Source organism: Cytobacillus sp. FSL R5-0377, assembly GCF_038004385.1.
Lineage (GTDB): Bacteria > Bacillota > Bacilli > Bacillales > Cytobacillaceae > Cytobacillus.
Map to the genome: position 1 here is coordinate 4,516,546 of NZ_JBBORA010000001.1, position 12,016 is coordinate 4,528,561.

Sequence of the window (12,016 nt, forward strand, 5' to 3'; positions counted from 1 at the left end):
AACAAAATTTTGTTGGGCTGTTTATTATGGTCCTTAAACAAGTCTCTTTGAGATAGTTTTACTTATTAAGATGACATGAATGCGAAGGTTAGATATTGAGCAAGCAAAGTTGACTTGAGAGGATATTACTTATAGAAAAGCCTATTCATAAAGTTATTTTACAATAAAGACTAAGAAATTATTTTTATTTATTTGAGTGTACTATGGTAATCTACTAAGGAATGAGTAATGCTTTATTTCTAAAAAGGTCTTTGTTATTGACATTTTTGTCAAGAAAGGTTTTAAAGGAGCTAAGCTATCATAATTAATAGGGGGTAAAGTAATGGACTTTTCATCTCAATTTGAGCTAGTAAAAGATTCAATAGTGAACGTTTTGGTTCTTGACCAGAACCGGCAAATTGTATCATCTGGAACTGGAGTTTTAATTGAAAATGGAAAAAAGGTAGTAACTTGTTCTCATTGCATTTTTCCAGATTTGATTAATGGTGTGAGATTCTCAGGTTCAGGGAATTTTCAATCGGGAAATATTATTTTTAATGATCCAGTATTAGATATCGCAGTTCTTGAGTTTACCATGTCGTTGGGTAAAGGAGTTGTCATTCGAAACTCTGATAATATTAAAATTGGTAACGAAGCATTTGTGGTAGGGTTCCCATCTAAAATTATGGAGATAACAGCGTTATTTGCTCATATTGCCGGTTTTTCACCGACCGATAAAGGTTATGATTTAATCAGGATTGACTCATCAGTTAATCATGGTAATTCTGGTGGTCCTCTTTTTAATAAGGATGGAGAGTTGATAGGAATAGTAAATGCCAAGCATGGCTCATTATCGGCATTTTTAAGGAGTGTTCAACAAGCACAAGCAACTGGTGCAATTTTTGTTGGTAGTCTTGATCCGGTAAAAGCAATTCAGGAGTTAATCAAGGAAATGCAGCAAAATCTTAATCTTGGAATAGGTTATGCAATACCAATTAATGAAGTCGGAAAAGCCTATCCACCTATTGTTGCTTTGATTCAGGACTAATGAATTTCGGGAATAAAAGAAATTTAGTCCTTTGAACTAATCCTAATTAATAAACAAAGAAATGGATTTTTAATCCATCCATTTTTACAGAGCCTGTCTACAACATTTTTTTGCTATTAGTGTTAAATTTTTTCTCGTGTTGGTATAAATGTTGTCAAGACAATTGGAAGATGGTTAGAAATTAATTATAAAGCGTCGCCTTTGATTATTTGGTCCAGAAGAACACTTAGACTCTTTGGTCCTAATCATATGATAAAATTTCATTGTGATTTTTGGAAAAGCTGGCTATTTAATTGGACACATTCTTTATTATAAAAAGGCGGGTGGATTTGTCTTAGTGCTGAAGTTCTCTCTTTCTATCAAAGAGGGAAGTTTATTACCCCTCTTAATTTTTGTACAGGCTAACTGGTATACTATATACCAAATGGGTGGTAAAAAGGATGAATCTATTTTGGTTCATCCTTTTATGATAATTTAAACAATAATATTACATTTAAAGCAATTTCTTTGCTATATTCAAGCTTGTTAGTTGATGGAGTTCCTCGTAAGCATGGGTATTGATATTCTCGGCATTGATGATGGAGTCGACTACCACTGTTAATACTTTTAAAGTCATGCCAATTACAAATTGAGTTACCTGTGGATTGTATTCTGGTATTCTACTTAAGAATGGGCGTAGGTGAGAACCACCATGTGTGAACCCCGAACCTAATGAATATACACTATGGTACAAATCAATAAGACCACCGATTTGAGCCATTAGCTTAATACTGGGGTTTTTCCCTCTAAATGCAGAATCAGTGTTATATATATGATCGTTCGTAATGAGGTCCTTCATTTCTTGGTGATACCATCCATTAGAGAATCCTTGTGATTCATTAATTTTATACTTACCTTTATGCGTGTTATAATTAGCTTCAAACTGATGTTTATCTGCGTCTGAAGCAAGGAAATATTGCTCTATATATACATGGTCAACAAAGAGAGTGCCTCTTTTTGTTGGGTCTAAGCTAATATATTTTGCAGAAAAGGCTGTGTCGGTCATACTTCGCAATACTTCTAATGATTGGTAAATCATACCATCTCGTAATAAAGTATAAATAGAATATAAATCCCCCATTGTTTTTGTATAATGAATGATTGACCATTGAGATGAATTTGCCATGTCCGGTTGTTGTGCAAGATACTCCATAAAAGTATAGTATTCCATTAATAATTCTAATTTTTTATCCTTTCCTGTCGTAGAACGAACATTAGTCAATTGTGTATTGAGGTTTTTAATGAAATTAATAGCAAAGTCGTCATATTCATTAGTAAGTTCATTTAGCTCTTTTCTAGTTACGCTCATCTAGTTATCCCTCTCCTACTAAAAAGTTTTGTTGTTCCGTTAGATTGTACCTTATTACCACACTTTCCCTCAATTTTTTAATAAGTAAAAATTACCATGGTAATGTCTAGGGATGGGTTCAATTAAATCTTGTTCTTTTGCTTTAGCATATATGGTTGAACGTGGAATGCCCGTCATCTTAACAATATCATTAACACTTAGCCCATTTGATTCCCGTTCTGAATAGAGTCAATGCCTTCTTCACGTCCTTTTCTGCCTTTCCAACACGCCCCATGTGTTTTCCTTGGGTTTTGGTTTTTGCCCTTTCACGTCCTTCTGCCGTTCTATAGGCTATCAGATCACGTTCAAATTCAGCTATGACTCCCAGCATGGTGAACATGAGCTCTCCAGCTTTTATTTTTTGATAGGGTTATTTGATATCTTAATTTATATAATGTGGAATTCCATTTTCTTAAGTTTTGTCTTTAAATCTATTTACACTCTGTAAATATAAGTAAATCCCCATCTCTACCTATTTATATATTAAATTTTTGTTATAATTGTTACAAACCTAGTAATGAAACGGAGTTATTCGAATGGAAACCGTACTGACTAGACCTTCTGCGGCGCCTGTTATTCAAGCGCTACGTTCGATTGGATATAATGCAAGTACAGCGATTGCTGATTTAGTTGATAATAGCCTGGATGCCAGGGCAGTTAAAATACATATTAATTTTGCCTATGGAGAAAGTGATGGGATAATAACGATTTCGGATAATGGCACTGGCATGGATGAAGAGATGCTCCAGACAGCCATGAATATTGGATCTAAAGATCCGAGAGCAAAAAGGGGAGCTAATGAACTCGGACGTTTTGGGATGGGTTTAAAAACTGCATCCTTTTCGCTTGGGAAACGGTTAAGTGTTCTGTCCAAAAAAGATGGAGTTTATAACGAGAGATGCTGGGACCTGGATCATGTATCTGAATGCAATGAGTGGCAGCTGTATACCAAAATTCCTGCAGATGTCAGGACTAAGATGGGTGACATTGAATCCGAAAGCGGAACAATTGTCTGCATTGATAAGCTTGATCGCTTTATGGGGTATGGAGGAAAGCGCAAGCTGAAAGAAACCAGCTTCTATAATAAAGTGGCCAGGATTAATAGGCATCTCGAATTCGTATTCCATTCTATCCTTGAAAAGAGCGAAGTCGAGATGTTCATTAACGGAAAGGAAATTGTGCCATGGGATCCTTTCATGCGTTATCATCCAAATACCATGGAAGGCGAAATGCAGATACTTAGGATCAATGAAAATCGAATTAAAGTTCAGTACTTTATATTGCCGCATGCTTCTCATTTAACAGAGCCGGAATACAAAAAGGCTGGCGGCTATAAAGGCTGGCGTGATCACCAGGGGTTATATATTTACCGGGAGAATCGCCTTCTTTATTTTGGTGATTGGATGGGGCTGTTTCCTAAAGATGCAGCTTCACAGCTTGCCAGGGTGCGCATAGACCTTCCGAATGCAGCGGACTCAGACTGGCAGGTGGATATCAAAAAGTCAGGCATTAACCTGCCGGAAGATGCAAAAAGAAGATTGGAAGCCATTTCTTCCATTGCGCGCAAAGTCTCTAGAGATATATTCTATTTCCGCACCCAGCCAGGTCCTAGGAATCCTTCCATAAAAGGCAGCCTGAATACATGGGAACAGTCCGGGAGCGAAGATGGCCCGCAATTTATTTTAAACAGAAATCATCCAATTTTGTCTGAACTTCTAAAGAACCTGGATGATGAAAATGCAAAGCTATTAAACTTGTATCTTAAATTTGTTCAGCTTGGATCCCCAAGCAATATTATAGATTCTCCAAAGGTCCCGGAAGAAGAAGTGCAGGATGTGCCTGACAGCCAGAAAGAGCTGGTTATCCAATTTGCTTCTTCCATGCTGAATCTGAATGTGACTGAAAATGAAGAGCAGCTGTTTAACATTCTCTTAACGCAGCCGGCCTTTGACGGCCTGAACCGGGCAACCATAAAAGCAATCACAACGGAGGCGAATTTGATTGTCAGCAATTGATAATAAGAGTGTTTTTGAACAGGCTTTTACGAATAATTATTATATGTTAAAAGCGATGTCTGAAAACCAAGAGGAAGCTGCAGAAAAGGCACTTGAATTAGCGAGAGTTCTGGCATCAGGGTATGGTCCTATTGACGATGCTCAATTTCAGAAGTGGTCTCTTGAAATGTTCATGAAATATAAAATTGGCTTGGAAGTACCCAAAGATTATGTGATGAGGAATTCCAAAGAAAAAAGCTGGTTTGAGCCCAAAATGGCTGCGAGCGGATTTTTCTGGACCAGGTACCGGCGTTATTTGACAGAGGCGAAAAACTGGCCGCTGGAAGCGGTGACGGCTATTGATGAAACAACCAATCAAATTATGGCATCGATAGGAAATCCAAACTCCATGGAGCCATTTGATAAGCGCGGCCTTGTATTGGGTTATGTTCAGTCTGGTAAAACAGCCAACTTCACAGGCTTGATCAATAAAGCTTATGATGTCGGATACAAGCTGATTATTGTTCTGTCAGGCATTCATAATGACTTAAGAGCTCAGACGCAGATTCGCCTGAATGAAGAGGTCATCGGCAACCGGACGGACAAAGATGGGAACCCAATCGGAGTTGCCCAGATATACGCTAATACGGCTGATCATATCATTTCATCCTGGACAACAGAAGAAAATGATATCAAGTCCAGCCAAAGAGGAACGAGCAACCTGAACTCGCCAACTTTAATGGTTGTGAAGAAGAACAAAACCGTCTTGGAATCTCTCCGGGATCAGCTGATTACACACCGTAATTTATATAATCTGGATATCCCCGTCTTAATTGTTGATGACGAGGCAGACCAGGCGTCCGTTGACACTTCCAATCCTGATAAAAATGAAGACCCGAAAACAATTAACCGTCTAATCCGGCAGATACTTGAAGTGTTTAATCGAAAAGCTTTTGTGGGCTACACGGCAACACCGTTTGCCAATCTTCTGATCAGCAAAGAAGGAAGGACAGACCAGGAAGGGGATGACTTGTATCCAAAAGATTTCCTCGTCGGTCTGCCAAAACCTAAGGAATATTGCGGTCCTGAAGAATATTTCAATGTGGAGGAAGATGCAGAAGACACTCGCCCTAGTCTGATCCGCCATCTGCGGCAGGAAGATCTTGAAGTATTTACGACGATTAAAAAGAAATCCGATGCAGATAAATTTGAGGAAGTGCCTCCGCAAATGCGTGAAGCCATGCTGGAGTTCCTTCTTGTGATTGCCATCCGCAATATGAGAGGGCAAAGAAAGAAGCATAATTCCATGCTAATTCATACATCACGTTTCAAGGACGTTCAATCAAGCGTAAAAGATGAGGTCTCGCGTACCTTCGATGCCATTTCAAAACAGCTTCAGTATAATCCTGAAAGCAGTGTGATTGCGGAGCTTCAGGAGCTTTATGAAAATGATATCCTAACTACTAGCAGGGATTGGCCAAATGAAAACCACCCAGAATTCAGCTGGAATGAAGTGTATGAAGAACTGAGAAAATGCTGTGAGACCATTCAGGTTTTCGAAATTAATGGTAATAGCCGGGATGCTTTGGATTACCACCAATATAAAGAAGATGGCCTGAATGTAATAGCCGTAGGCGGAGACAAATTATCCCGCGGTCTAACACTGGAAGGCTTAAGCATCACCTATTACTTCCGGAACACGCTTATGTATGACACGCTCATGCAGATGGGGCGCTGGTTTGGTTACAGGAAGGGGTATATGGATCTGTGCCGCATCTATACATCAGATGAGATTGCTTCGAATTTTGAACATCTGGCCATTGCGATGATTCAGCTGCGCCAGGAATTCGACAGGCTTGCTGCCTTGAAAAAAACTCCTTCTGAATATGCTGTAAAGATGCTGAGTCATCCAACAATGATGCTTACCAGTCCGCTGAAAATGAGAAACGCAGTATCGACTAATGTCATTTATGCAGGCACTCTTCAGCAGACCAGGCTATTTGATCCAAGTGAAGAAATTCTAAAAGGGAATATGGAAGCCGCGGTAAAGCTGGCAAATAAGCTTCCCTTAGAAAAGACTGCCTATAGAAAAACAAACTTTTATACGGCTTCTGATGTCAAATCAGACATAATTAAAGAATTTCTTTCAGATTATCAGACTGCCGACAGCAATATTGTAAATTCAGTTTTGATTGCTGATTATATTGATCGCGCTAATCATGAGGGTGAGCTGACGGATTGGACAGTTGCAATAGTAGAAGGGAATCCTTCAGCATCTTCTGGTTTATCAGATTACCCTGTTGAATTAGGAAAGATCCGTTTGAAATCTGCAGCCCCTCTTGGTAAGAAAGTAAAAGCGCCGGAGAGCAAGCATCAAATCAGGGACATTGGGGCCATTGTGTCTCCAAACCATGAATACATGGACCTTGATTATGAAGAAATTAAAGGAATCAAAGACCGTACAGAAAAACGCAGAATGCGTGACAAAGAAAAAGGTTTAATGCTGATTTATCCGCTGCATCCAGAAGTCCCAATCTTTAGCAGTCTGGATGTTGAATTCTCGTCAAAATTAGTGCCAATTGGAATCGCCTTTTCTTTTCCGGGCACCGAAATAGACGATACAAGTGTCTATCAGACTAATAAAACGGTTTGAATAACTTTATTTAAGGAGAGTAGCTGTGTTGAACCTAAAAATAGAGTTTGAACAAATGATCCAAGAGCTTAAAAATCAGGACGATAGTGAGGTATATAAGCTGAATGTCCTGACATACGAGAGCCCTGTTATGTTTGCAGGAATTGATCCTGCAAATCATCACCGTCAGCTGTACATTGATCTCGGAACGGAAGCATGGGACGACAGCCAGGAAAGAGCCCTTCCAAAATGGCGGGGCATGTCTGTCAAAGTGGAATACTTTGAAAAGCTCTTTCTCTTAAAAGAGCATTATTTTCTTGTAATTCGTCAAGAGGATGAACAAAGCCCTGAAATTTTTGATGTTGTCCTCCAGAATCTTGCTGAACATTTAATTGCTGAAAAGGAAGATTCGCTATTTTCTACTGTATATAAGGTGCTTGACAGATGGAGGACTTTCTTTCAGCGAGGCGGATTTAAACGGCTTTCTGATGAACAGCAGCGGGGGCTATTCGGTGAGTTATGGTTTATCAATGAATGGCTGGACAAGCACCCAGGCCAGCCCCCTCTCATTATTGAGCAATGGGAAGGGCCGACCAAGGGGCGGATTGACTTCAAAGGTTCCAGGTGCGGGCTTGAAATTAAAACAGTGATTGATAAGTTATCCAAAACCATTAAGATATCAAATGAGAACCAGCTTAAGTTAAGTGAAGCCGTTTCTTCAATTTATCTATATGTCTGCTTTCTTGAACAAAGCCGGACACATGGCATGAGTCTTCAGGAACTGGCCGGACAGGTCCGTGCCAAGCTTGCAAAGCGATCTGAACGAATTGCACTTATATACAGCGATTTAATGACTGATCTCGGCTTTAGGGAAGAAGAATATGGAGATACATTGTTTTTTGTGGAAAAAACAGAGGTTTACGAAGCTGGGGAAGATTTTCCTCGACTGTTAAAAGAGCATCTGCCAAAGGGAATTTCCCATGTTAGCTATAATATTGATCTGACTCATTGTACGGAATATGAGAAAGATCCGGAAACCATATATCAAATGTTTAGAGTGGAAGGGTAAAAGATGATAGAAACTAGACAAAGAAAAGAATTTCTCCTCGATTTCATGGAGGAGCTAGAAGAAAAAGCAATAAAAACGGGCAGCTATCAGGTTCCATTCCTGGAGAAAATGATTTCCTTTATGGACAGGCCTGACGATCCGGAAATCCTTATTCCCCCTTATAAAGATACGGCAAAAAATATTGCTGTGAATGCATATTCTTATGATGATGAGAACCAAGTTTTAGACCTGTATGTGGCCGATTACAATTTTGAGCAGAACGAAGAAGATCTGCTTACTATCAATATGACTGCTGTCACGGAAATTGCCAATCGGGTAAAGCGCTTTGTCACAAATGCAAAGTCTCTTCTTCAGACCATTGACCATTCATTAGAAGCTTATGATCTTGCTAAAGTCATAGATGAAGAGATGGAGAAAATTAATGAGATCAATATCTTTGTAGTGACAAACCTGTATTATTCTTCAAATAAGCCGGTAGAGATGACAATTCCAGGCATCGAAACGGTGAACGTCCAGGTTTGGGATATTGACCGAGTCCAGCAGCTGATCACTTCCGAGCAGGCTGTCGAGACCGATTACATTGATTTTGAGAGAGACTACGGTGAAACATTCGAGATGATGTTTGTCCCGGATCCATCTAGCGGAGTAAAGGAATTTGACTGCTATGTTGGCTATATTTCAGCTGAATTGCTTGCTAAAGCTTATGATGAATGGGGCCAAAAGCTGGTCGAGCGAAATGTTCGTTCTTTCCTTCAGGCAAGGGGCGGAACCAACAAAGGCATTCGCGATACGCTAAATGATCCATTCCAGCGCAAGATGTTTGTGGCCTATAACAACGGGATATCAACCGTGGCGCGTACAGGTGAATTTGAGACTGTAAAAGATGGAGTGAATCAATATAAAATCAAAGGCCTCAGCGGCTGGCAAATTGTCAATGGCGGCCAGACAACGGCTTCCATTCACAAGGCTTATAAGGAAGGAATCAGCCTAAAGGATGTCTACGTCCAGGCAAAACTGACAATCCTTCAAGTTAATGAATTCGTTTCGAAGGATCAGCACCTGCTGGAAGATGAAATGATCTCCCGCATTTCACAATATGCCAATACGCAAAACAAGATCAATAAATCTGATCTTTTGGCCAATACACGATTCATGTCTGATCTGGAGAAATTCTCGCGCAATATCTGGATTCCGGCAAAAGACGGAAGAAGGCCAGAAAGCAAATGGTACTTCGAGCGTGCCAGAGGCCAGTATATGGTGGACATCAACCGCCGCAAGCGCGGAAAAGAACAGACAGATTTCAAAAAGCAGTACCCGAAAGATAAGGTCCTTACAAAAGTCGATTTGGCTAAATACTTCATGTCTTGGGAAGGCTATCCTCACGTTTCAAGTAAGGGCGGCGAGGAAGCATTCAAGAAGTTCATGGACCTGAACAAGACCTTCTGGAGCGGCAGCACACAGGATAAGATTACTCTATCCGTCTATCAAAAATTAATTGCGAGAGCCATCATTAATCAGCGCGTCAAAGAAATCGTTGATGAAATGAAGCTGAGAGGCTACAAGGCAAACGTCATTTATTATACAGTGGCAATGCTTCACCACCTATACGGAGAGCAAATTGATATGGTTGGTGTATGGGAAGAACAGGCGCTATCAGAGAAATGGGATGATATCGTACGCACCATTGCAGATAAGACTTTGTTCTATCTGAAAGAATCTGCTGGAGAGCGGAACGTGACACAGTGGGCGAAACAGGAAGCTTGCTGGATTCAGTTTAAAGAAACCTGCTCCCAGGAACTGAAAAACTTAATTTAACAGAAAACACCCTAATCTTCTGATAAAGATTCAGGGTGTTTTTCCTTTAAAGCTGAATTGGTTCTAATAAATTCCGCGATGGAATCAACTGCAACATCAAAGTTTTGCTTGAACTCATGCTCCCAGATGCGCATCACTTTCCATCCGTTTTCATGATAAAACTGATTTACTTCCTGATCCCGGCTCACGTTGCGAGCCAGTTTTTTTGTCCAATACTCCTGATTGGACTTGGGCATATTCCCGTGAATCGGACAGCAGTGCCAGAAACAAGAGTCTATAAAGATGACGACTTTATATTTCTTTATGGAGATATCCGGTTTGCCGAACATTTTCGCATTTTTACGGAACCGAAAGCCGTGCCTCCAGAGAGCCTTTGTGATGGCATTTTCCAGCATAGACTGAGATTTGATGGCTCTCATGTTATTAGATCGCTGTTCTTTTGTTATTTTTTCAGGCATGAAATCACGTCCGGTTTTGAGTTTATATTGGAATTTTACCCAGCATGGACGATAGTTACACCGAATATTTTGATATATGTGTGATTTGGATTTATCTGAAAGTCTAAACTTAATAAAAAACTGCACCGTGGGGTGCAGTTCAATTAAAAGGGAAAATATTTTAGAGAATGCTAAGGATAAGCTTATTGGGTTTCTTGTATCGGTCTTATAAGTATTTTTATTTGTAGTTTCTAATTACATTTATTTTGTAAGTTCCTGAAGCTCTTTATCCATATCCAGCTGTTTTCCGGCTGCCTTTTCTTTACGTTTCTTTATGTTGTTTTCCAACACTTTTTGCACTTCGCCTTTCCATTTTGGTTCTATAAATGCATAAGGGATTTTTGCAAAAGACTTTAAAACAGCTTCTACTATAACTTGTGCACCTAATGGAGGAACAGCCATCCCGATTTGTTTGCGTACCGATTCTTTTCCACCTAAGAATTCAAAATGATCAGGGAAGGTTTGGAGTCTTGCACGCTCACGGTTCGTAAGTGCACGGGGCTCGTTGTAATGATACATATGTGTACCGCCTCCACCTGACCCCGTTACTGTATAGGAAGGAAAAGCAGGATGAAGACGTTTGTAAATATTACTTAATTTTGCTCCTTTAACATTTAGTCTTAAATCTTGAGGAATTTCTTCTGACCATGCATTCCCACCTTGAGGGATATAAGAAAGCATTTCCACTACTTTTTCTTGATGACGAGTAAAATCATGGTTAAAAGCATTTTCAGGAATCGGCGGACTTTCTAAAGCCCTTTTGGATGTTACCCATGTTGTTTGAGCTTCATGAGTAGGGGCCGGAATTTTAAACTCTACATCTAAATCTTTTCGAATACCTACAATTATTATCCGATGGCGCGCCTGAGGAACTCCATACTGTTCAAATTTATATAAATGAGGAGTAAGTACGTATCCATGTTCTCCAGCTTCTTCCAGATCATTTAGGATTTGCAAGAATGCACTGCCTTCATTGGCACTTTCTAAACCACCAACATTTTCTGCTAAAAACCATTGAGGACTAAATTGGTTTAATACGTTGACTCCATACATATATAGAGGACCGTATTTTCCACTGAAACCTTTCTTTTCACCCACGTTGCTGAAATCATTACATGGAAATCCAAAAGAAAATGCATCAATAGGAGGCAATTTAGATATATCAAGTTCTCGAACATCCTCACAAATTACACTCTCTGGTTTGTCAGGACAAATATTATGGACAAAGGTTCGGCATGTATTTTCATCAATATCGTTTGCCCAGGTATGTTCAACGAAAAATTCTTCGCCCATGTCATTTCTTACCTTTGGTTTACTTGCTCCATACGATAAGCCGCCTGGACCACAGAATAATTCGCCTTTACGAAATTTCATTTTGATGTTCACCTTCTACTTTCTTTGGAGAAACATTATGTTAAAAATTGTTTTATCCATTCATTACTCTTATTTTATCGTTTTTATCAGTATTCGACAATGAGGATGCCTAAGAATAATCTTTCATTTTATGCACTATATTACATTGTAAATGGCATATTATTACTCAAATAATTATCTAATATTGTTTTTAGTAAGTGGTGCTTAAAGTCAACTTCAAT

The 12,016-nt window shown here is 39.4% G+C and carries 8 protein-coding genes and 1 pseudogene; 5 read left to right on the forward strand and 4 right to left on the reverse strand.

Features of this window, described 5'->3' with window-relative positions; genetic code table 11:
* Positions 1-322: 322 nt before the first annotated feature.
* On the forward strand, positions 323-1,027 hold the full coding sequence (locus NSQ49_RS23025; protein WP_159864638.1) for a S1 family peptidase: 705 nt from the start codon (positions 323-325) through the stop codon (positions 1,025-1,027).
* A gap of 493 nt (positions 1,028-1,520) precedes the next feature.
* Here the strand turns inward: NSQ49_RS23025 and NSQ49_RS23030 are convergent, their stop codons facing one another.
* Entirely contained in the window at positions 1,521-2,375 is an 855-nt protein-coding gene (locus tag NSQ49_RS23030) for a DUF5677 domain-containing protein (protein ID WP_251284380.1), read from the reverse strand.
* A 69-nt stretch (positions 2,376-2,444) separates the two neighbouring features.
* Positions 2,445-2,766 (reverse strand): annotated as a pseudogene (locus tag NSQ49_RS23035) (recombinase family protein); the annotation flags it as partial.
* 184 nt (positions 2,767-2,950) lie between these two features.
* Here NSQ49_RS23035 and NSQ49_RS23040 point away from each other — a divergent pair.
* Genes NSQ49_RS23040 through NSQ49_RS23055 form a run of 4 tightly spaced genes read left to right on the forward strand, consistent with a single transcriptional unit; the run spans position 2,951 to position 9,924 of the window.
* The gene (locus NSQ49_RS23040) at positions 2,951-4,429 is read left to right on the forward strand and encodes an ATP-binding protein (RefSeq protein ID WP_251284381.1); all 1,479 of its coding nucleotides are present in this window, start codon (positions 2,951-2,953) and stop codon (positions 4,427-4,429) included.
* A complete protein-coding gene (locus tag NSQ49_RS23045) occupies positions 4,416-7,061 on the forward strand; it encodes a Z1 domain-containing protein (protein ID WP_251284382.1) in 2,646 nt (881 codons plus the stop codon). Before NSQ49_RS23040 ends, NSQ49_RS23045 begins: the two co-directional genes overlap by 14 nt.
* Before the next feature lie 25 nt (positions 7,062-7,086).
* Complete coding sequence (locus NSQ49_RS23050; RefSeq protein ID WP_251284383.1) at positions 7,087-8,109, forward strand: PD-(D/E)XK motif protein; 1,023 nt, start codon at positions 7,087-7,089, stop codon at positions 8,107-8,109.
* Between the two features lie 3 nt (positions 8,110-8,112).
* Positions 8,113-9,924, forward strand: coding sequence for an AIPR family protein (locus NSQ49_RS23055; protein WP_251284384.1), 1,812 nt, complete (start codon positions 8,113-8,115; stop codon positions 9,922-9,924).
* Between the two features lie 11 nt (positions 9,925-9,935).
* Here the strand turns inward: NSQ49_RS23055 and NSQ49_RS23060 are convergent, their stop codons facing one another.
* Both NSQ49_RS23060 and NSQ49_RS23065 read right to left on the reverse strand, forming a co-directional pair.
* Positions 9,936-10,382: a very short patch repair endonuclease gene (locus tag NSQ49_RS23060; RefSeq protein WP_251284385.1), complete on the reverse strand. Its 447-nt coding sequence runs from the start codon at positions 10,380-10,382 to the stop codon at positions 9,936-9,938.
* Between the two features lie 240 nt (positions 10,383-10,622).
* Complete coding sequence (locus tag NSQ49_RS23065; protein WP_251284386.1) at positions 10,623-11,795, reverse strand: DNA cytosine methyltransferase; 1,173 nt, start codon at positions 11,793-11,795, stop codon at positions 10,623-10,625.
* Positions 11,796-12,016 lie beyond the last annotated feature (221 nt).